The organism is Marinimicrobium alkaliphilum (assembly GCF_003259155.1).
GTDB classification, from domain to species: domain Bacteria; phylum Pseudomonadota; class Gammaproteobacteria; order Pseudomonadales; family Cellvibrionaceae; genus Marinimicrobium_A; species Marinimicrobium_A alkaliphilum.
In genome coordinates, this window is record NZ_QGMQ01000003.1 from 330,998 (window position 1) to 350,737 (window position 19,740).

Consider the following 19,740-nt stretch of genomic DNA (forward strand, 5'->3'; position numbering starts at 1 on the left):
GATGGCGAGGGACGATCAGGACCCCATCTTCAGCTACGACATTCCGGTACGCTGGGGTGATATGGACGCTTTTGGCCACGTCAATAACACCCTGTACCTGCGCTACTGCGAGGAAGTCCGCTTCCAGTTGCTGACCGCCAAAGGCATTCAGATTTCACCGGCCAGCTACCCGGTGGTGGTCACCGTCGGGTGTACCTTCTATGCCCCGGTATTCCATCCGGACACCCTGCGCATCGACTGCTACCTGAGCGAGCCGGGGCGCTCCAGCTTTCTGATCGAATTCGATATTTTCAGCGAGAAAGCGCCGGGCAAGCCCGTCGCCCGCGCCCACTCAAAAGTGGTCTGGGTGGATGCCGAAGGCAAATCCCAGGCCCTGCCCGACGCGGTCAGAGCCTGGTTTTAGGATCGTCTCAACGCTGCTCGAAACGCTCCCGGTCAAGCAACCCCTCACTGTTGGCCACGACACTGGACACCATCGCATCACCGGTAATGTTCACCGAGGTGCGCACCATATCCAGCAGTCGGTCGACCCCGATAATCAGTGCGACCCCCTCCACCGGCAGGCCCACCTGCTGCAAGACCATCGCCAGGGTGATCATCCCCACGCCGGGCACGCCTGCGGTGCCCACCGAGGCCAATGTGGCGGTCAGCACCACCAGCAGGTAGCCGGTCCAACCGATGTCGATTCCGTAAGCCTGGGCGATAAAAGCCGTGGCCACGCCCTGCATGATCGCCGTACCGTCCATATTGATAGTGGCCCCCAAAGGCACACTGAAAGACGCGACTTTATTGTCCACCCCGAGATCATTTTCCACCGTGCGCAAAGTCACCGGCAGGGTGGCGTTGCTCGAGGCGGTACTGAAGCCGAACACCATCACCGCGCGCATCTTGCTCAGAAACATCAACGGGCTGAGCCGGGTGAAGAATTTGAACAACAGACTGTAGACCCCGAGACCGTGCAGCAACAGCACAAAGAGCACGGTAAAGAAATACCAGGCCAGATCCAGCACCGCCCCCAGACCCAGATCCGCAAACAAACGCGCAAGCAGACAGAAAACCCCGTAGGGCGCCAGCTGCATCAGCAACAGCACCATCTTCATGACCACGTCGTTGAGGTTCTGGAAAAAATCCAGGATGGCTCTGGCGGCTTCACCACTGCGGGATATCGCAATACCAAGCAGCAGCGAGAACACGATAACCTGCAGCATATTGCCTTCCGCCATCGCTGCCACCGGGTTGCTCGGGAAAATGCCCACGAGGGTCTCTTTCAGGCTGGGCGCATCACTGACTTCAAATGACGTGTCCGCCTGCAGCTCAATACCTTCGCCCGGCTTGATCAGCGTCCCTGCCGTCAGCGCCAGGGTGATGGCCAGGCCGGTGGTCATCATGTAGAGCAGGATGGTTTTGAGGGCGATGCTGCCCATGCGGGTGTGATTACCGAGCGCGGCGCTGCCGCATACCAGCGACACAAATACCAGAGGCACCACCAGCAACTGCAGGGATTTGACAAAAATCTGCCCGATACCATCGAACAGGCCATCCACCAGAAACAGCTGTAACCACTGCCCGAGCCCCGCGTCGGGTCGGCCTTCGGCATCGGTGCTGATGGTCAGATTGAGCACAATGCCCACCGCCACACCCAGGGCCATGGCGAGCAGGATACGCTTGGTCAGACTCATGCGCTGACCCCGGTGTTGACCGCATCCTTGAGGCCCTTACCGGGCTTGAACACCACCTGATTGCTGGCGGCGATCGCGATGCTGGCGCCGGTTTGCGGGCTGCGCCCGGTGCGCGCGGCGCGGGCGCGCACGCTGAACCTTCCGAAGCCCACCAGCGCCACCTCGTCGCCCCGGCTGAGGGCGCCGGTCAATTGCTCGATGGCGGCGGCGACAGCATCGTCCGCCTGGTTGGCCGTCAGCTCCGCGGCTTCGGCCACAGCCGCGACCAGTTCGGTTTTATTCATGGGTTATCCTCGATGTTGTTATTAACCATGCGCGGCCATTAAACCAAGCCGGGCAGGGCGGGTAAAGAGCCGCACCGCACCGAAGCTGATAGAATGCCCGCTTTATCCCGGCGAAGGACAGTGTTTTGTTGGCCCACGCACATTCCCCTGAGCACACCCAGCCGCGCTGGCATTCCGGCGCTCATCGGCACCGGCAGATGCCGGCGCACCTGCGCCCCTGGCTGCTCGACCACGGCTCGCTCACCGCCAAACTTCAGGCCCTGAGCCAGGGCCACTTCCGGGTCGAGATTCTGCGCCAGTCCCGGGGCTACCCGCTGCTCTCGGAGCAAAAACTGCTGGGCATGGCACCGCGCCGACTGGCGGTTATCCGCGAGGTGGTGCTTTACGGCAACAACGAGCCCTGGGTCTTCGCCCGCAGCGTTCTGCCCCTGGCAAGCCTGACCGGACCGCTGCGCCGCCTGCGCCATCTGGACAACCAACCCCTCGGAGCGCTACTGTTCAGTCAGCCGAACCTGGTTCGCGGCCCCATCGAAATCAGCGCCATGGGACCCGGTCAAGGCTATGTCCCGACGGCGCTGCAAGGCCAGGAACCCCTCTGGGGGCGACGTTCGGTCTTCTGGCTGTACCAACGGCCACTGATGGTAAGCGAAGTGTTTCTCGACGCCTTTACTCGACGCATTCAGGATCAATGATGAACCGACAGCGGACACATCCGGCGCAAGCCCCCTGGCGCGAACGCGCCAACCTGTACCTGCAACTGATGCGCGTCAATCGGCCCATCGGCACCCTGTTGCTGCTCTGGCCCACGCTCTGGGCCCTGTGGCTGGCGGCGGGCGGCCTGCCCGACCTGCATCTGCTGGTGATTTTTGTCCTGGGCGTGTTTTTGATGCGCGCCGCCGGCTGTGTGATTAACGACTTTGCCGACCGCAACATCGACCGTCACGTCAAACGCACCCGAGACCGGCCGCTGACCACCGGCAAGGTCAGCACCAGGGAGGCGCTCGCACTCTTCATCGGCTTGTGCCTGTGTGCTTTCCTGCTGGTGCTGTTCACCAACCCCTTTACGGTTTACCTGTCCTTCGGCGGCGTTGCACTGGCTTTCTGTTATCCCTTTATGAAGCGCTACACCCATTTGCCTCAAGTGGTCCTGGGTGCGGCCTTTGCCTGGGCCATTCCCATGGCCTTTGCCGCCCAGCGCGGCAGCCTGGGGGAAGAAGTGTGGCTGATCTATGTGGGTGTGGTGCTCTGGACCGTGGTCTACGACACCTTTTACGCCATGGTCGACCGGGAAGACGACATTCCCCTGGGCGTCAAATCCACCGCCATCCTGTTCGGTGAATACGACCGGGTGATGACCGGGATGCTTCAGGTCATGACGCTCTGGGCACTGCTGATGGTGGGCGGTCACTTTGACCTGGGCTGGATCTACCATCTGAGCCTGGTGGTGGCTGCCGCGCTCTTCGGCTACCAGCAGTGGCTGATCCGCTACCGTGAGCGCAAAGCCTGCTTCAAAGCCTTTTTGAACAATAATTGGGTGGGCTGCGTGGTGTTTCTCGGGATTGCCGGGGATCTGATGATCCGGGGGCTGTCATAAATCTGTAACACCCGGTACGTTAAATAGACACACTGACAGATGTCTTTATTCTACCGTGTGAACAGGGTGTCACTCATGAGTAACCGCAAAATCCTGGTCGTCGACGACGAATTTACCATCCGCGATATGCTGCGCGTCGCACTGGAGATGGCCGACTACGAAGTGCACGAAGCCGGCAACGCCCAAGAGGCCATGAGCCTGGTGGTGGATGTTCAGCCGGATCTGATCCTGCTGGACTGGATGATGCCCGGCACCAGCGGCATCGAGCTGGCCCGGCGCCTGAAAAAAGACGAACTCACCGCCGAAATTCCCATCATCATGCTCACCGCCAAGACCGAGGAGGACAACAAGGTCCAGGGTCTGGAAGTGGGCGCCGATGATTACATCACCAAACCTTTTTCCCCGCGCGAACTGGTGGCACGCCTGAAGGCCGTACTCCGGCGCACCGACCCCCAGAGTGGCGGTCAGGCCATCGTCGTCAACGGTCTGTGCCTTGACCCGGCCAGTCACCGGGTCACCATCAACGACCGCCCGGTCGATATGGGCCCCACGGAATACCGCCTGCTGGAATTTTTCCTGACCCACCAGGAGCGCGCCTACACCCGCGGCCAGTTGCTGGATCAGGTCTGGGGCGGCAACGTCTATGTGGAAGAGCGCACCGTGGATGTCCACATCCGCCGCTTGCGCAAGGCGCTCACCATCGACAACCACGAGAACCTGGTTCAAACTGTGCGCGGCACCGGTTACCGTTTCTCCACCAAAGCCGGCTAACAAAAGGGCGATCACCTTGTTGCAAGGATTTGGCGCCGAGCTGCGCCGCCTCGGGCTCTACGGGGCCGTCTGCGTCATTATCGGGCTGATTATCGGCCACCTGGGCTATACCCTGGTGGCGGGCATGGTGTTCTACCTGTGCTGGATGCTCTGGCAGATGCGCCGCCTGAACCAGTGGCTGCTGCGCAAACACGACGAAGATCCACCCGAAGCCAGCGGCCTGTGGGGCGAAGTCTTCGACAACGTCTACGGCCTGCAGCGTTTGCAGCGCTATGAAAAACAGAACCTTGAAGCGGTCATCAGCCGGGTCCAGGAAAGCACCTCAGCCCTGCGCGACGGCGTGATCGTGCTCGATCGGCGCGGCTACCTGGATTGGTGGAACCCCGCCGCCCAGCGCCTGCTGGGCTTCAAGGTCAGCGACCGCAATCAACCGATCCTCAATTTCATTCGCCACCCGCGCTTTGTGGAGTACTTTGAGGGCGGGGATTACAGCGATCCGCTGGATCTGCCCTCGCCGCGCTTTAACGCCAAGCAGCTGCAATTTCATATCACCTATTTCGGCCGCAGCGAGCGCCTGGTGCTGGTGCGCGATGTCACCCGTCTGTATAACCTGGAGCAGATGCGCCAGAACTTTATCGCCAACGTCTCCCACGAATTGCGCACGCCGCTGACCGTACTCAAAGGCTACCTGGAAACCCTGGACGACAGTCGGGCACTGGGTGCGGAATGGGACAAACCCATGCAGCAGATGCTCCAGCAGGCCCAGCGCATGAACCTGCTGGTCAATGACCTGACCACCCTGTCGAAACTGGAAACCACCGAGGTGGGCCTCAACCAACAGAAGGTTGCCCTGGGGCCGCTGATCGAACGTATTCGCAACGAGGCCCTGGTGCTCGCGGGCGACAAACAACAGCGTATCAGCTGTGAGTGCATGCCCGATATCACCCTGATGGGTAGCGAGAAAGAGCTGCACAGCGCCTTTTCCAATCTGGTGGTAAATGCGATCAAATACACCCAGGCCGAGGGAGAGATTCGTCTCAAGCTGTGGCGGGAACGGGATCGGGTGTGTTTTTCAGTGACGGATAACGGGCCGGGGTTTGAACGCAAACACATTCCGCAACTGACCCAGCGCTTTTACCGGATCGAATCCAGTCGTAACAGTGGTACCGGCGGCACCGGCCTGGGGCTGGCGATCGTCAAGCACGTGCTGCTGCGCCACGACGCCGAGCTCCAGATCGACAGCGAAGTGGGCAAGGGCAGCACCTTTACCTGCGTCTTTACCCCGCCCGAGTCAGTCGATTCGGCGAAAAACTAGATCCCAGACTCCATGCCCCAGGCGCTCGCCGCGCTGCTCGAACTTGGTGATCGGGCGGTAGGGGGGGCGTTCGGCATAGTCGGCGACGGTATTCTCATAGCCCGGCGCCACGGCCAGGACCTCGAGCATATGCTCGGCGTAATTTTCCCAGTCGGTGGCCATGTGGAAGACGCCACCGGGCTTGAGTTTGGGCCGCAGCGCCTGCACAAATTCCGGCTGGACGATGCGCCGCTTGTGGTGCTTTTTCTTGTGCCAGGGGTCCGGGAAGTACAGCTGCAGACGATCAATACTGGCATCGGGGATACAGTCTTCGAGCACATCCATGGCATCCGCCATATACACCTTGAGATTGGTGACCTCGGCCTTCCCGGCATCGTTGATCAGTCGCCCCACGCCCGGCGGGTGCACCTCAATACCGATAAAATCCTTGTCCGGCTCCTGTAGGGCCATCTCCAGCAGTGACGCCCCCATCCCGAAACCGATTTCCAGCACCAGCGGTGCCTCGCGCCCAAACAGCGCAACCGGATCGATGGCACCGTCAAACAGGCTCAGGCCATAGCCCGGCCACCAGCGGTCAAAGGCCTTTTTCTGGCCCACGGTCATGCGCCCGGCGCGAATCACATAGCTGCGGATGGCTTTGGGCTTGTATTCGGGTTTGATCTCAAAGGTTTCGGCGTCGGACATGGGCGGGTCGGTAGTCTCGCGGTTTGGCTGGGGGATAAATAAAAAGCCGCGCGGGTGCGCGGCTTGCGAATCGATGACTGGCTGGCACGCCCGGTCAGGCCGCCAGCATCATGGTCTTGATTTTGTTCATGGCATTTTTCTCCAACTGGCGCACACGCTCAGCGGAGATACCGTACTCGGCCGCCAGATCATGCAGGGTCGCCTTGCTGTCGCTCAACCAGCGGCGCTGCAGGATGGTGCGGCTGCGCTCGTCCAGCTGCTCCAGGGCGCTTTCCAGGCCATTGACATTGGTTTCTTCCCAGTTGGACGCTTCGAGCTGAACTGCCGGGTCGTAGCGCTTGTCTTCCAGGTAGTGGGCAGGCGCGACATAGCTGCTGTCGTCATCATCGTTTTCGCCGGCATCGAAGGTGGCATCGTAAGACGACAGCCGCCCTTCCATTTCACGCACGTGTTTGACTTCAACATTGAGGTCCTCGGCCACTGCCTTGGCCTCATCGTTGGTCAGCCAGGCCAGACGCTTCTTGGCGCCGCGCAGGTTGAAGAACAGTTTGCGCTGGGCCTTGGTGGTCGCCACCTTGACGATGCGCCAGTTGCGCAGAATGAATTCGTGAATCTCGGCCTTGATCCAGTGCACGGCAAAGGACACCAGGCGCACACCCTTCTCCGGGTTGAAGCGCTTGACCGCCTTCATCAGGCCGACATTGCCCTCCTGGACCAGATCGCCCATCTGCAGGCCGTAGCCGTTGTAGGAGCGGGCGATATGAACCACAAAGCGCAGATGCGCCATAACCAGTTGCCGGGCGGCGTCGAGATTGCCGTTGTAGTACAGGTCCTCGGCCAGTCGCTGCTCTTCTTCCTGGGACAGGACAGCGATGCCGCTGACGGCCTGGACGTAGGCATTGAGGTTGCCCCCGGGACTCAGGTTCCCGAGCGGCTGCAAGCTGGTGCTTGTGCTCATCTGTGTTACCTACCTCGCATTGAATTTGGGTCTTTGGGGCTAGCCCCAAACGACATTGGAGTTTAGCACTACTGGCCTTAGACTGCCAATAGGCCAAAAGTTCCTGCCTGGCGCGGTAATTTGCTGGGAAATCAGTGGGTTGGCGCAACCGTTCAGTCCGCCACCGGCCGTTGCTGCGCGTCATGTGGCACCCGCAGAATTTGGCGTTGGTTCTGGGCGTAGTCTTGCCGGTACACCACGATAAACGGCAGCCCGTCGATCACCCGTTCGCGCGTGCCCTTGGGCCGGCCAAGTCGACCGGCGCCCGGATGTGCCGGCAAGATCAGATAGCCGAGTCAACCAACTTCAGCACCACGTCGATGGCGAGACTGGGGCTGCTCTAATTAAGGAATCTCAAATACCTTTCTATGCCGATAGATCTCACATAGCTTATCATTACAAAATGTCAGCTTTACGACATTGAATCGGGAGGCGTTCAAATAGAACTTCCATACATCCTTTTCCATAAATTCTTTTGTGCCCACGGGGTGCATATATGTCTGCATCAGAACCTGAAAACCCTCATCGACGCCCACCTTAGGACTCAAGTTACTATCCACTTCTATGGAAATAAATATTTCCTCCCGCTTACCACTTAGTGCTGCCAAGTTAGCAAACACTTTGCTGTACACGTCTTCCTTGCTCTCTCCGATTACAAAGCCTAGCGATTCTCCGCTGGCAGTGACTTCATCCTCGTATTTAATCCAAAAATAGACAAAGCCAGCCAAAAACAAGAGAAACACTTGCAATCCAGAAAATAGAATAATCGAGACAAACGCTACCCTCATTGTGAACCTCTGCTTGTTTTGATGCTCGACGAACAAGTGCCCGCGCGGCGCCTTCATCGATCTTCTTCCCGAAGGAAATTATGCATAATCGGAACCCGATCTGCTTGGCCGCTGCCAAACTGTGGCCGGCCGCTGTCGACCTCTGAAGGCCCTCCGTCCGCTGCATTTGCAATTGCACCCGCAGCACTATTGCTATTTGTAGCACGCCGTCTCGCAGCCGGAATAAGGCTATACCTCTGACCCTGAACTAGTCCTCTCGCCAAACCATCAACGCGTGAATCTGATGCATTGATTTCTCGAAACGTTATACCGGATCCTTCATTACTCAAATCTAGCCAAGCGCTCCTGTCGGTTTCATGCGTACCGAAAGACAAGCCAGTCGTGTCATCGTTTACTCGACCCATTTGGCCATTTCCTACATCCCCATAGGAGTATATCGTAGCGTTACGATCTCCCAAATATTCTGCGTTAGTCACAATAAAGTTATGATTCGCTGGCACTGGAAAGTCTAAAGGCCTACTAACCAAGTACGAATGTTCCCCGGTCGGGTCAACAAAACTCAACGGATCATTATGCACATAAGCATAAAGATTCATCTGATCTTCATAAAAGATCGGATCGGTTTGCAAGAACCGTCCGCCTACGTGCCGTCGCAGCTATATCCGCCGATAACCCCAACGCAATCAATCACTTAAAGAGCGCACACCCCGGTGCAGCGGGTACTTTAGCAAGTTACAGGCCCCGACGCACTTTTTTGCTTAGCTGCGGGTTCTGGGGCGCCGATAAGCGCCCCTGTAACAGCCGCCCGAAGGCGGCTAAAGAGGGGCTATTGCCCCTCGATCAAGTGCATGTAATGCGCTTTGACATCTTTGACGTACCGCTGCCAGTCGTCCAGGCGCTCCCACGCCTAGACGACATCCCGGTAGTTGGCGGGCAGGTAGTCCATCCGGTTGAGGACGAACGCCGCCGCGATCCGCTCACCGGTGCTGGCGCCGGTACGACCGGTGCGTTGCAGTTGGTTCGCGAGTTCGGCAGCCATAAACACCACAACCGCAAAACCGGGGTTATGCTATGCCAACGCTCACATACAGTTTGTTGGATGAACAGATGACCCAAGACGACAAGGTATTTTTTAAGCAACTCGGCCAGCGGGTGGCAAAACTACGCAAGGAACTCAATTGGACTCAAACCCAGTTGGCCGAGACGCTGGGAATTTCACAACAGCTTATCGCGGCCTATGAGTCCGGGTCGCGGAAGATTCCAGCGTCGATGCTGCCCACGCTGTCACGGCTGTTTTCCGTGCCCCTGGAGCAGTTGGTGGGTATCCAGCCCTTACCGGCCAAGCGAGGCCCCGCTTCGACACTGCAACGGCAGATGGAACAGATCAACTCCATGCCCAAGGGCAAGCAGAAGTTTTTTACGGAGATGTTGGAAGCCTTGATCAAGCAACAGCAGGCTTCCTGAGAAGAGAGACGCTTTTAAAGACGCAGACCCAGGGTGCGCCAACACCCTGGGTCTGCTAACCACAGCAAACCTGCATAGGAGGTTTACCATGGCTACAGCCAAGTGTACGCAAGCGGCGCCGGTGTGTCATACCCGGCGGATCAAGATGGGGCAGAAGTTCTACGACTACCGGCGCAAGGACCGGTCTCAGGCCAGGGTGCCCTGGCTGCAACTGAGGGGGCATTGGCTCGATAAGGCCGGTTTTGGGATTGATGTGCCGGTGACCGTCAGAGTGATGGAGGGGTGTTTGGTGTTGACGGCGGAAGAGATCGGCGCTTAACGGAAAAAGCCCAGCCGGGTTTAGCGGCTGGGCTTTTTGATTAATTAAATACGTCCCCTTTTTCGTCCTCTCTTTTTGAGCTCAACCTTTTAGTTCTTCTCCTCATTTCAAATTCAAGTCGAAGGTGAAAGGTATTTCATCAGAGTCTTGCAGTCGCCCTGTCTGTGGAATCATGTATCTAATTCCCCAATTACCAGGCAACGATAATAGAGTTATCAAACGATCAATATTTCCATAGCTATACCGAACTCGATCACCTTCAAGCCACTCCCCCGCGAAGAAAAATCCGAGCTTTTTACATTTTTGAGATGCGAGCCGTGAAACCTCAGCGAGAAAATCAAAAAACTTGGGGCGATCACCGCTCACCTCGAAAGCAGTCAACTCTTCATGTATGCCAAAAGCCAAACCAATGTCATCATCTATGGGGAACTGCAAAAAAAGTACATTCATCCAGTTTTCATTTTTTTGCATAATTTCTAGCCCAGAACGAACGTTGGACTCAGAGTGTTCAACGCCATTCAAAAGGCCATAACCAAATTTTTCAGCTATGAGTTTTAGCTCAGGATAAATTTCACTATCATCAATAGTTGAATAGCCAATACCAATAGTAGTGCTCATATCTACCTTCCTGACCTTGTACGCGTTGTGCTTGTCCCCTGACCGGTCTGAGCTTTATAAAGCTCACGAATATCTCTGGGTGTAACAGCCCTGTCAGGCCCTTTACCAGTAAATACTCGCCCTTCTGGCGTCACATGCCTAGCATTCTGAGGTGTAGCTGTTGCTTCAGTCTGACCATGCCCTCGTGATCTTAAGCGAACTAGATCTTGCCCTCCACGTTGAACCGTAGGGTTACCAGCTTGAGTAGCAGCATCAACTTGCCCTTGAATGGTTCTTTCACCAGGAGCAGGCCTAACACCCCGCGTTTCAAGGCCCCTAGCTCCGCTTGTTGTATTACCACGACTAGTCCCAGTAGCAACCGTCGCCGCAGCAGCACAAACCGCGCTAGCATTGCATGCGACAACCGCCGCACCAGCGACAACCACGCCGGAACCGATAATCGTGCCCATATCTCCCTGGCGCCGAATTTCTTGTAAATCTTCTCTCTCCATTATCTCTTGGTTGGAATGCCGCTTCCAGCCCTCGAGATGACCGGCGGCAGCGCTAACCTTACCGGTCGGATCTGTGTAGTTCAGCGGATCATTATGCACGTAGGCATACAGATTCATCTGATCTTCATACCCAATCGGATCGGTTTGCAAGAACCGCCCCAGCGTCGGCGAGTACATCCGAGCCTTATAGTGGTATAACCCCAGCTCCTCAAACCAGATTTGACCAGTATACGCAAAGCGCCCAACGTTGCCATCCCCCGGTATACCGTAGGCGTCATAGGACAGCTTGGCCACGGCACTGCCGCTCTGGTTGGTATGGGCGATGATGCTGCCCTGGTGGTTAGTGTGCAGGTACCGTCGGGCACTGGCGCCTAGGCTGCTGCCGTGGTACTCCATCAGGGGCTCATCGACCTGATCGCCGTGAACGTAACGCCGAACTGGGGCAGTGGCGGTGCCACTGGTGTATTCGGCAATCAGAGCATCGCCGTCGTAGAGAAACTGGCGGCGCTCCCCATTGATGACCACTTCGAACAGTCGCCCCAGTGGATCATAGGTGAACGTCGCGTTTACGGCACCAGTGGCGCTGGAATCCGTGATTTCGGTCAGGCGGTTTTCATCATCGTAGATGTAACTACGGGCGCCATCGACAACAAGGTTACCGTTGTCGTCATAATCCATAGGAACGTCGTTGACCTGAGTGTACTGATTGAGGCCGTTGGGTATATAAATGCCGGCGCGATTGCCATTGCCGGCGTGGCGGTACTGGCCGTTACTGTAATTAATAGCGGTGATCTGGCCGACCGGGTTGTAGCCGAAGGTGTTGGTCAGGTCGTCGGCACTGCCAGCCAGATCCTGGCTAAAACTCAGAAGTCGGCCCGCGCTGTCGTACTCATAGCCGGTAGTGGCCCCGTTGGGGCGTTGCAAAGCCTCACGCCGGGCGCGGTCGTTGTATACGACGGTGAGGATGGCTGGATTAGTACTTTCCTGCTCGTGAACGCTGATCATCCGGTTCAGTGCGTCAAATCGGTAGGAAAACGTCGCCGTGGAGCCTGGGTGTGTTATATGCGTGCGGTTACCGTTGTTGTCATAGGCATAAGTGATCGCACGGGTCAAACTGCCCAAATTGTTCTCGGAGCTAAGCAGGTTGCCAAAACCGTCGAAACTGTTTGTGATGCCGGGGCCGGCACTCGAATTGAAACGGGCGTACAACGACAGTCCTTGGAGATTGTAGCCGTAATGCACATCCGGCATGTCGCTGGAGTAGCTTCTCCGGGTAACACGGTTCTGAGCATCGATTGTATGGGTGACCACGATTTTATTACGCTTGATCTCCACCTCGACGTTGCCGTTCAGGTCATACTGGTACTCATTAAAATCGTCGTAATTGACCGCCCCCGGATTGGTGGGGGATTGGCCTAGGCTTAGGGTTTTGGACGGGTAGTAGCGGCGGTGCAACCGACCGTTCTGGTAAGTCAGTTCCGTCTGGTTGCCATTGGCATCTGTCTGGGTTTTCAGTCGCGCGCCTAGGTAGGTGTTGGCCACATATATCTGTTCTAGATCGGTGTCCACCGCGCGCCGCTCGGTCTTTATCAGATCCCATTGGTTGTATGTGTATTGAGTGATGCGGTCAGGACCAAAGGGACTGTTCTGGCGTGTACACGCGTCCGGCAGAGAGTCGTAGTAATGGACGGGTTCCAAATAGGCGCTGAGTCGTTGCGCCTTACAGTTGACACGGTGGTGTTGGTCGTAATTGTACTGAACCAGACTTTCCGTTGTGCCTTGGGTGTTGAGTACCGCTTCGATGGTTTTCCGGTTGAGCCCGTCGTACTGGTAAACCTCCGCCTGGTGGACAGTGAAGCCCTGCCATTCGGAAGGGACAATGGCGTCATCCTGCCAGGCTGCCAGTGTGCCCGTCTCCACCTTGATCAGGAGTCCGTAGTCGTTGTACGTGTTTCGCGTCGCGGGGTAACCGAGAGAGCCGTCGCCGTCGGGATCAGGCCGAATAACGCCGGTCAGGTGGCCGGCAAGGTCGTAGCGCATGACCGTAGTATGAGGTATTTCCAACTGCGCCGCCAAAGCACTTATGCAGACGAAAGCGCCTATTGAGGCAATCGCCAGATATCTTAAAGCCCGGAGTAGTAAATGGTGTGTCATGAGAGCAGGTCCTTCTGTTACGGGCAACTGGTCAGGTTGGCATTGGGCGCAGTTTCACCGATTTGATTTCCGTAAATGTCATATTGATAGCAGGTGCGCAGGGTTCTATTATCCTGTTCGGATGTCACCGTTACGCCGGTCAACAGAAGGTTGTCGTGTTCGTACTCATAACGAGTGACAACCTCATCATTACCGGAGCAGCCATCTCCGGCGGCCTGGCTGTTGGTACAGTAGCTCTCTTCCACTTTCATCCAAATCCCGTTTTCAGCAATCGACTTGGTACCGGATGGAGAGTAGTAGTTGGCAAACCTCTGCTCGTACCTGAAGCGCGTTTGCGGGCGAATGCCAGCAGAGTTGGCCGGGCCGGTGACTGTTGCCAACTGGCCGGATTGTGGGTGATAGGTGTAGTCCGTCCGGTTGCCTTTAGCGTCCTCGGTCCATTCCGGCTTGTTGCAGTATTTTTCGTTGCTGCTGTTGCAGCTATTTGGGTATTTCGCTGTTCGGGTTCCGCCTTGGGCGGTGATGGAGGTGATGTTTCCACGATCATCGTGCTCAAAAACGGAAACAACGCCGTTGGAGAGGTCATGGAATTGTTCTAACAATGTGGCTTGATCGCCACTGAAGCCCGCGTGGTAGTTCCAGGCCTTTACGCTCATAAGAGCGTTGGATCCGGGGTTGAGCTTGACCTCTCCAACCGATCTATAACCGCCGTTAATATTCAATATTGCTTCAAGCTGACCATGCGATCCGCGCCTTTCTTGCCGTATGTTATATGTGTTTCCAGTTGTCATCGAGTCGTTTGCGGCGCCAAAAGCGCTTGAACCAATAAGCATCGCGTAGTTTGTAGGTACATAGTAGGTATTGGGCCCCAACCCGAGACCGGGAAACTGCCTGGGAATGTACTTGTTCTCATATCGGTACCGGAATTCTTTTGTCCCGGTATTGCCATTCCATATTTCTACAAGGCGCGGCAACTTTCTTTGACCGGGGCTATAGCCAGCATAGGTGCCGTCGGGCTCCTGAATGGCCATGTCGAAGGGCCGGTGGACGTAGTCTGTTCTCTTTCCATTGGGCTCAATAACACTGAACGTGGCTTCCTGGCGATACATTCTACGCGGCATACCTGTTGGCCAGAGGTATTCCACTTTGGGCCAGTCATGAAGGCTGCACTCCGCTGCGCCGGATTGCTCGCCCCGGGCCGCTGAGCAATGCTCAACGGCGTTATTGATGGCCTTGACATAGCGCGGAGTCGAACCTGTCCAAGCAGCGGTATCACTGGGAACGTCACTACTGCTGCCCGTATCGCTCAAACCGGAGGCATGATCAATCACATAGTAATACTTGAGCTGGAAGCCTGTATTGGTTGTCACGCTGGCTATGACGTCGGTGGAACCCCCGTCCTTGTGGACTTCTACAATCTTACCGTTGGGATAATGTATTTCCGCCATTTCCAAGCGATTGTGCCATTTGAACTCTCCATTGGTCTTGTAAACTACCCTGGTGCCATCGGGCTTGGTCATAACGACCCCGCCCCAGCTTGACTCGAACCGCAAACGATGCCCTGGATGTCCCACTGGCTTGAAATACCCTTCGGAGTCGGTCACGGGCAACTGGTCAAAGGCGTCGCTCTGTGTCGTGCTGATTTGTGTATCGAAGGTTTGTGTGGAGACTCCATCAGAAACGACTATCCAGTAAGTGTTCATGGGGGACTGGGTGTAAAACAGCTTCCCATGAAAGTTGCTTAATGGCCCCCAGATTTGTCCAATCTCATACCCAACCCACTGGTTTTCATGCATGGAAATACTGTGACTTAGCCCCATGTCACCACCAATGCTGACTCCGGGATGGGTAAGCTGAACCTGGCCGGTTACCATGTTTACCCCATGCTCGTTTTGTACGTTGTAAGGCGGCGCAACAAGCCACTCAGACTGAGCCATACTCTCACCAATATAGACTGCTCCTACGGCAAATAGGCGCAGCTTCTTCACAATGTGGGCAATAGGCATATTTAACTCTCCAATATCTTCTTTTTGGCATCGCAATTTTTTCGAATACTGTAATACCACGAAACTCGACCAAAAAATTATGCCGTTTTGTAAGCTCCATACTGACTACTCGGCGCCTTCGACGAGCCTTCTGTTACCCGCTTTATCGTAGTGGTACCGGATTTCATTACCATCACTCAGGCGCACCTTTCTTAAGCGTCCTAAAGCGTCATACTCAAACTCATCCATATCGCCATCCGCATCTGGCGGAAACGGGGACCCGTAGCTAGGCGCCGAGTAGTCGATGGGCGGAGTCGCATCTACGGTCACTGTAATCGAGTTGCTAGCTTCACAGGTACCGCTGTTGTACACCGGCACGGTACCTTGCGTGACGAACGTACTTCCTACGCAGCTAAGGACATAGTATGCCCAACTGCCAGAGGAGTCTTTAGATCGCGCTAATGGGTTAACATTCACTGGCTGTGAACCATTGCCAAGCACTAAGACCGGAGTACCGCTTTCGACAATCCAGACAGCGGTACCGGTGCGGCCATTGATCTTCCCGGCTGTCCAGGTCAAGTTGAAGTTGCCACTGGTAGACGTTTCCACAGAGCTATCTATAGTAGGTGGTATGTTTCTCTCGACAGTGACGGTCATACTTCTGCTACTGGAGCAACCAATAGAGTTGCACGCCTGGACGTTGTACGTGTAGGTGCCATCGTTGCGGGTCAGTGTTGATGTATTCCGGTTCGTACCCATGTTCTGCCAACTGCCGCCGTTTTCCCGCCAGCGGTAATGTCCAACATTGCCGCTGGATGCACCCCAACTGATGGTATAGCTGCCGCTATAGCTGTTACTGCCGTCGCTGCTAGAGATGGAACTGGGAATGCCCGGTGGTCGGGCCACCGTGACAGTTGTGGAACTACTGGTTTTACAGGTTCCAGTACCATACGCGGGTGCCGTGCCCTGGGTAATGAAACCCGTGTTGACACAGCTGGTAACAGAGTAAGTCCAACTGCCATCATTAGTTTTTGATCGGGTTAGAGGATTGGTATTGGCTACTATTGAACCACTGGAGTTTCGCCCATACACCAGAATAGGCGTTGACGTGCCACTCTCATGAACCCACACGGCTTCACCGCTTTTGCCGCTGATTTGGCCCGCCGTCCACGAAAGGCTGTAATTGCCATTGTTGGACGTGGCGGTCGAGCGGCTGATCGTGGGGTTAACATCCCTATTGACCACGACAGTCATACTCCTGCTGCTGGAGCAGCCAATCGAATTGCACGCCTGAACGTTGTAGGTGTAGGTCCCGTTGTTGCGAGTCAGCATTGGCGTATTCCGCCCAGTACCGGTGTTCTGCCAGCTTCCGCCGTTTTCCCTCCACCGGTAATGACCCACATTGCCGCTGGACGTACCCCAACTGATTCGATAGCTGCCATCGTAGCTGTTACTGCCCACACTACTCGAGATGGAGCTGGGCACACCCGGCGGTGGGATGTTTACCGTGATGGTCACACTTCTGCTGCTTGAACAGCCAACAGAGTTACAGGCTTGTACATTGTACGTATAACTGCCATTGCTACGGTTCAGTGTTCCTGTATTGCGCGTGGTGCCGGTATTGCGCCAACTTCCGTTGTTTTCCCGCCATCTGTAGTAATCGACATCTCCGCTGCCGGTGCCCCAGTTGACGTTATAGCTGCCGTTGTTGCTAGTAGTGCCGTCACTGCCAGCCACATAACTTGGCCTGCCTGGCGCAACCAGGAGGTTCACCCGGACCGGCCCTCTCTCGACCCAGTTTCCGTAAATAGGGCCAGGAGGTGAACCGTGCATGCTAAATCTGGGGTTGTAGCCACGAGCACGATAGTAGTAATCGCCGCTCGCGCTTACGGTAATAGTGTGTGAACCTGGAGACCTAGTGCCGAGGCTCGTCCAGTTGCCTGAAACGCCCCTTTTTTGCTCTACTTGCCAAGTAGAATAGTGACCGCTCGTACTCGGCAGACTAATGGTGAAGCTGACGTCGCTACTATTGGCGGGAACTGTTAACGCTGAGGTTTGCCCGGCCAGCAGAACCATAACTATTGCAGCCAAAAATCTACCAAGGCCCATTCTTTTTCTGGATTTCATAACTCAATTTCCATATTTCAGCGCTCTATCTACACTGATCATTACGTTGATACGCGCGCAAACAACCGGTTGCTGAAGAAGCAACTTAAAAGCAAGAAGAACTGGAAGGAGAATGCGGAGTACTTCGACATGCGGAATCCCTTCGCTTCCATGCGGCGCTGCAAGAAAAAATCCTCTGTTTTCTTAGTTGCTATTTATCATTGCCAGGTTTTTCGGATTTCGAACCCCACGCGCTACATCTTCAAACGAGGTACGGCTTAGCAATTAGTTTATTAGTGCTCCAAAACAAAATATGCAAGAACTGCCAACGTATGTCTAGAAAAAATTCATTAAATTTTGCCTCGTTAGAAAAATTTTATTCAACTTTTCGTGTAGAAAGTTCACAAGTATTTGATATTGCGCGATTTTAGTAGCATGAGCATAATACGTTCTTAAACCATCGGGCTTTTGGTGCTCAGTTTCGCTCTGGCGCTGAAATCTTCAACGATGCCACTGGAGAATTGCCCATTGACTCGAAACCTGTTCGGTAAGCCAATCGGCACGACCACAGCTGCCCTGCCTAGATCAATTGACTCTGACCCCATTGGGGTCAGAACCAGAAGGAGAGGTAGAGGCGGATGACGTTGGCGCTGAAGCTGTAGAGGGGTTCTTCGCCGACGGCGTAGCCTTCGGCGGTGACGTCGCGAAAGTCATCGTAGTCGAAGAGGATGTAGTCCCAGTAGAGGTTGACTGAGCTGCGGCTGAAGCCCGGGACAAATCCTTGGGGCAGTTGGTAGCTGGTGCCCAGACCGACAGTGTGGGAGCTGAAGGGGCCCATCTCTTTATCCCGGGCCATGTAGTTCTGGGCGTCCCGGTAGGGGAAGAGGTCCTGGAAGAAGTTGGCGCCGCTCTGGCGGTATTGGCGGTATTTGACCTCCACCAGCCAACCCGGGTCGAAGGGGTGGGTGTAACGCAGTTCGCCGTTGTGGGCGCTCACGCCCCAGTTGTCTTCAAAGTAGCGGTACTCGCCGCGCAGGGCGGCGCGGTAGGGCAGGTAGTAGATGGCGCGCAGGCCAAAGGCATCGCTGTTGCGGGTGCCCGGATACACTTCGCTCTGGTAGTTGAACTGACTGCATTCGAGGTCGGCGCAGTAGCGCACGCTGCGATAGGGGTTGTTGATAAAACCTTCGTCGAGGGCGGTTTCGACACTCAGGGCGGCGATCAACCGGGGGGTAAGCACCTGGGTGAAGGTGAGTCCGTAGCGGCGGCGCTGCATTTCCCGCGCGTCAAAATCCGGGTCGTCGTTGCGCGTGATGACATCATCGCCAAAGCTGACATTGAGCGCCAGGGTACTGAGGTCCCCGAAGAACGTCTGGCTGACACCGAGGCTCCAGGAGCGCGCTTCGTAGTCGTTTTCGCTGCTGCGCGCCCAGCCGGCGCTGAGCAGGGTGCGGTCGTGCAGGTAGTCTATGCCCAGGTTGTACTCGGTGCGTTTTTCGCTGTAGACCGAGGCCCCGGACTCCACATCCGTCGTCACGCCGGCGGCGCGCACATCCAGGGAAGCGCCGCTGATGGCATCGACATAGTATTTGCCGGACACGGACACGGAGCTGCCCAGGTTTTTGCGCACCAGAACCGAGGGCCCATCGATGGTGGTGCCGCCGCCTTCATAGCTGTGATAGAGAATATCCACCCGCTCGTCGGGCAGGACCGTGGCCGTCACCGGCGCGGCCAGCACCAGTAACACAGCGGCGAGGCGGCGCCAGCGGCGCTCAGTTGCAGCCACAGCCACCTCCGGCGCTGCCGTCGGCACCGCGCGCACTCTCCCGGGCATCGTAGACGTGATGCAGGAAGCTGCTGGCCACCGGGTCCCGATCAAAACTCATGATCGGATCCGCCAGGTGCGCGCGCTCGTAGGGCTGTACCCAGGGTTGCAGGGCACAACCGCTGGCGAGTGTCAGCATCAGCATCAGGGCCAGGCACTTCAGGGTTTTCATTCGCGAATCAGCTCCCGCACCTGGGCCCGGTACTTGTCTTCATCCCCGGGCTGATAGCCGCGATTGACGTAGCGCACCACGCCGTTTTTATCCACCAGCACGGTGGTGGGCATGGCCTGCACCTGATAGTCACGGCTGACCTGATTGTCCGGATCGAACAGGATCGGGAAGCTCACGCCGAGTTCCTCCAACAGCGCTTCGGCAGCGGCGGTGTCCTGTTCAACATTGATGCCCAGGAGATTGAAACCGGCGGGCTGGTAGCGCTGGTAAATCTCGTCCAGTAACGGCATTTCCTGCAGGCAGGGCGGGCACCAGGAGGCCCAGAAGTTGATCATCACCACCTGGCCGCGCTGTTCCGCCAGGCGCAGGTTTTCGCCGCTGGCACTTTTCAGGGTGAAGTCGGGCGCTTCGGTGGCATGAGCGCTCAACGCCAGACCGAAGCTCAGTAGCAGTGTTGTCAGTAATCGGGTCATAGGGTTTGCCTCTGGTTTCAT

General features: G+C 56.3%; 22 protein-coding genes. 7 read left to right on the plus strand and 15 right to left on the minus strand.

Features of this window, described 5'->3' with window-relative positions; translation table 11 throughout:
- Position 1 precedes the first annotated feature (1 nt).
- The gene (locus DKW72_RS07005) at positions 2-403 is read left to right on the plus strand and encodes an acyl-CoA thioesterase (RefSeq protein ID WP_111641619.1); all 402 of its coding nucleotides are present in this window, start codon (positions 2-4) and stop codon (positions 401-403) included.
- A gap of 7 nt (positions 404-410) precedes the next feature.
- Here DKW72_RS07005 and DKW72_RS07010 read toward each other — a convergent pair whose 3' ends face one another.
- Positions 411-1,679, minus strand: coding sequence for a dicarboxylate/amino acid:cation symporter (locus DKW72_RS07010; RefSeq protein WP_111641620.1), 1,269 nt, complete (start codon positions 1,677-1,679; stop codon positions 411-413).
- Positions 1,676-1,963, minus strand: a complete 288-nt coding sequence (locus DKW72_RS07015) for an HU family DNA-binding protein (protein WP_111641621.1) — start codon at positions 1,961-1,963, stop codon at positions 1,676-1,678. The genes DKW72_RS07010 and DKW72_RS07015 overlap by 4 nt, the downstream gene beginning before the upstream one ends.
- Positions 1,964-2,088: 125 nt before the next feature.
- Between DKW72_RS07015 and DKW72_RS07020 the strand changes: the two genes are divergently transcribed.
- From DKW72_RS07020 to phoR, 4 genes are all read left to right on the plus strand, one after another.
- Positions 2,089-2,655 (plus strand): chorismate--pyruvate lyase family protein, encoded by a 567-nt coding sequence (locus DKW72_RS07020; protein ID WP_111641622.1) that lies wholly within the window; start codon positions 2,089-2,091, stop codon positions 2,653-2,655.
- The gene (ubiA, locus tag DKW72_RS07025) at positions 2,655-3,557 is read left to right on the plus strand and encodes a 4-hydroxybenzoate octaprenyltransferase (RefSeq protein WP_111641623.1); all 903 of its coding nucleotides are present in this window, start codon (positions 2,655-2,657) and stop codon (positions 3,555-3,557) included. Before DKW72_RS07020 ends, ubiA begins: the two co-directional genes overlap by 1 nt.
- Positions 3,558-3,632: 75 nt before the next feature.
- Positions 3,633-4,328, plus strand: coding sequence for a phosphate regulon transcriptional regulator PhoB (gene phoB, locus DKW72_RS07030; protein ID WP_111641624.1), 696 nt, complete (start codon positions 3,633-3,635; stop codon positions 4,326-4,328).
- 16 nt (positions 4,329-4,344) lie between these two features.
- Positions 4,345-5,643 carry a phosphate regulon sensor histidine kinase PhoR gene (gene phoR, locus DKW72_RS07035; RefSeq protein ID WP_111641625.1) on the plus strand — a complete coding sequence of 433 codons (1,299 nt, stop codon included), beginning with the start codon at positions 4,345-4,347 and terminating at the stop codon, positions 5,641-5,643.
- Here the strand turns inward: phoR and trmB are convergent.
- The 6 genes from trmB to DKW72_RS16355 form a co-directional block, all read right to left on the minus strand.
- Complete coding sequence (gene trmB / locus DKW72_RS07040; RefSeq protein WP_111641715.1) at positions 5,620-6,303, minus strand: tRNA (guanosine(46)-N7)-methyltransferase TrmB; 684 nt, start codon at positions 6,301-6,303, stop codon at positions 5,620-5,622. The two genes, phoR and trmB, sit on opposite strands and share 24 nt — an antisense overlap.
- Before the next feature lie 118 nt (positions 6,304-6,421).
- Complete coding sequence (rpoH, locus tag DKW72_RS07045; RefSeq protein ID WP_111641626.1) at positions 6,422-7,285, minus strand: RNA polymerase sigma factor RpoH; 864 nt, start codon at positions 7,283-7,285, stop codon at positions 6,422-6,424.
- A gap of 152 nt (positions 7,286-7,437) precedes the next feature.
- A complete protein-coding gene (locus tag DKW72_RS07050) occupies positions 7,438-7,605 on the minus strand; it encodes a type II toxin-antitoxin system RelE/ParE family toxin (RefSeq protein WP_198411251.1) in 168 nt (55 codons plus the stop codon).
- Positions 7,606-7,668: 63 nt separating this feature from the next.
- Complete coding sequence (locus DKW72_RS07055; protein ID WP_111641627.1) at positions 7,669-8,169, minus strand: hypothetical protein; 501 nt, start codon at positions 8,167-8,169, stop codon at positions 7,669-7,671.
- Positions 8,166-8,741 (minus strand): RHS repeat-associated core domain-containing protein, encoded by a 576-nt coding sequence (locus DKW72_RS16680; protein ID WP_269777884.1) that lies wholly within the window; start codon positions 8,739-8,741, stop codon positions 8,166-8,168. Before DKW72_RS16680 ends, DKW72_RS07055 begins: the two co-directional genes overlap by 4 nt.
- 278 nt (positions 8,742-9,019) lie before the next feature.
- Complete coding sequence (locus tag DKW72_RS16355; protein WP_157960422.1) at positions 9,020-9,160, minus strand: hypothetical protein; 141 nt, start codon at positions 9,158-9,160, stop codon at positions 9,020-9,022.
- Positions 9,161-9,183: 23 nt separating this feature from the next.
- On the opposite strand from DKW72_RS16355, the gene DKW72_RS07065 reads away from it, so the two are divergent.
- Positions 9,184-9,576 carry a helix-turn-helix domain-containing protein gene (locus DKW72_RS07065; RefSeq protein ID WP_111641628.1) on the plus strand — a complete coding sequence of 131 codons (393 nt, stop codon included), beginning with the start codon at positions 9,184-9,186 and terminating at the stop codon, positions 9,574-9,576.
- 88 nt (positions 9,577-9,664) lie between these two features.
- On the plus strand, positions 9,665-9,895 hold the full coding sequence (locus DKW72_RS07070) for a SymE family type I addiction module toxin (protein WP_111641629.1): 231 nt from the start codon (positions 9,665-9,667) through the stop codon (positions 9,893-9,895).
- A gap of 102 nt (positions 9,896-9,997) precedes the next feature.
- Here DKW72_RS07070 and DKW72_RS07075 read toward each other — a convergent pair whose 3' ends face one another.
- The 7 genes from DKW72_RS07075 to DKW72_RS07105 form a co-directional block, all read right to left on the minus strand.
- On the minus strand, positions 9,998-10,513 hold the full coding sequence (locus DKW72_RS07075) for a hypothetical protein (protein ID WP_111641630.1): 516 nt from the start codon (positions 10,511-10,513) through the stop codon (positions 9,998-10,000).
- 2 nt (positions 10,514-10,515) lie between these two features.
- Positions 10,516-13,158 (minus strand): RHS repeat domain-containing protein, encoded by a 2,643-nt coding sequence (locus DKW72_RS07080; RefSeq protein ID WP_111641631.1) that lies wholly within the window; start codon positions 13,156-13,158, stop codon positions 10,516-10,518.
- Between the two features lie 17 nt (positions 13,159-13,175).
- Positions 13,176-15,164, minus strand: coding sequence for a hypothetical protein (locus DKW72_RS07085; RefSeq protein WP_111641632.1), 1,989 nt, complete (start codon positions 15,162-15,164; stop codon positions 13,176-13,178).
- Positions 15,165-15,269: 105 nt separating this feature from the next.
- Positions 15,270-17,270, minus strand: a complete 2,001-nt coding sequence (locus DKW72_RS16575; protein WP_111641633.1) for an RHS repeat protein — start codon at positions 17,268-17,270, stop codon at positions 15,270-15,272.
- Between the two features lie 589 nt (positions 17,271-17,859).
- Positions 17,860-19,035 (minus strand): DUF3570 domain-containing protein, encoded by a 1,176-nt coding sequence (locus DKW72_RS07095; protein WP_232522342.1) that lies wholly within the window; start codon positions 19,033-19,035, stop codon positions 17,860-17,862.
- Complete coding sequence (locus DKW72_RS07100; RefSeq protein WP_111641635.1) at positions 19,022-19,246, minus strand: DUF4266 domain-containing protein; 225 nt, start codon at positions 19,244-19,246, stop codon at positions 19,022-19,024. Before DKW72_RS07100 ends, DKW72_RS07095 begins: the two co-directional genes overlap by 14 nt.
- Positions 19,243-19,719, minus strand: a complete 477-nt coding sequence (locus DKW72_RS07105; RefSeq protein ID WP_111641636.1) for a TlpA family protein disulfide reductase — start codon at positions 19,717-19,719, stop codon at positions 19,243-19,245. Before DKW72_RS07105 ends, DKW72_RS07100 begins: the two co-directional genes overlap by 4 nt.
- Positions 19,720-19,740 lie beyond the last annotated feature (21 nt).

Bases quoted from the DNA above. Each gene is read 5' to 3' on its own strand.
- rpoH (WP_111641626.1), bottom strand. From the start codon at position 7,285: ATGAGCACAAGCACCAGCTTGCAGCCGCTCGGGAACCTGAGTCCCGGG.
- DKW72_RS16575 (WP_111641633.1), bottom strand. From the start codon at position 17,270: ATGAAATCCAGAAAAAGAATGGGCCTTGGTAGATTTTTGGCTGCAATA.
- DKW72_RS07080 (WP_111641631.1), bottom strand. From the start codon at position 13,158: ATGACACACCATTTACTACTCCGGGCTTTAAGATATCTGGCGATTGCC.
- DKW72_RS07070 (WP_111641629.1), top strand. From the start codon at position 9,665: ATGGCTACAGCCAAGTGTACGCAAGCGGCGCCGGTGTGTCATACCCGG.
- DKW72_RS07055 (WP_111641627.1), bottom strand. From the start codon at position 8,169: ATGAAGGCGCCGCGCGGGCACTTGTTCGTCGAGCATCAAAACAAGCAG.
- DKW72_RS07005 (WP_111641619.1), top strand. From the start codon at position 2: ATGGCGAGGGACGATCAGGACCCCATCTTCAGCTACGACATTCCGGTA.
- ubiA (WP_111641623.1), top strand. From the start codon at position 2,655: ATGAACCGACAGCGGACACATCCGGCGCAAGCCCCCTGGCGCGAACGC.
- DKW72_RS07065 (WP_111641628.1), top strand. From the start codon at position 9,184: ATGCCAACGCTCACATACAGTTTGTTGGATGAACAGATGACCCAAGAC.
- DKW72_RS07085 (WP_111641632.1), bottom strand. From the start codon at position 15,164: ATGCCTATTGCCCACATTGTGAAGAAGCTGCGCCTATTTGCCGTAGGA.
- DKW72_RS07100 (WP_111641635.1), bottom strand. From the start codon at position 19,246: ATGAAAACCCTGAAGTGCCTGGCCCTGATGCTGATGCTGACACTCGCC.
- DKW72_RS07015 (WP_111641621.1), bottom strand. From the start codon at position 1,963: ATGAATAAAACCGAACTGGTCGCGGCTGTGGCCGAAGCCGCGGAGCTG.
- phoB (WP_111641624.1), top strand. From the start codon at position 3,633: ATGAGTAACCGCAAAATCCTGGTCGTCGACGACGAATTTACCATCCGC.
- DKW72_RS07075 (WP_111641630.1), bottom strand. From the start codon at position 10,513: ATGAGCACTACTATTGGTATTGGCTATTCAACTATTGATGATAGTGAA.
- DKW72_RS07105 (WP_111641636.1), bottom strand. From the start codon at position 19,719: ATGACCCGATTACTGACAACACTGCTACTGAGCTTCGGTCTGGCGTTG.
- DKW72_RS07010 (WP_111641620.1), bottom strand. From the start codon at position 1,679: ATGAGTCTGACCAAGCGTATCCTGCTCGCCATGGCCCTGGGTGTGGCG.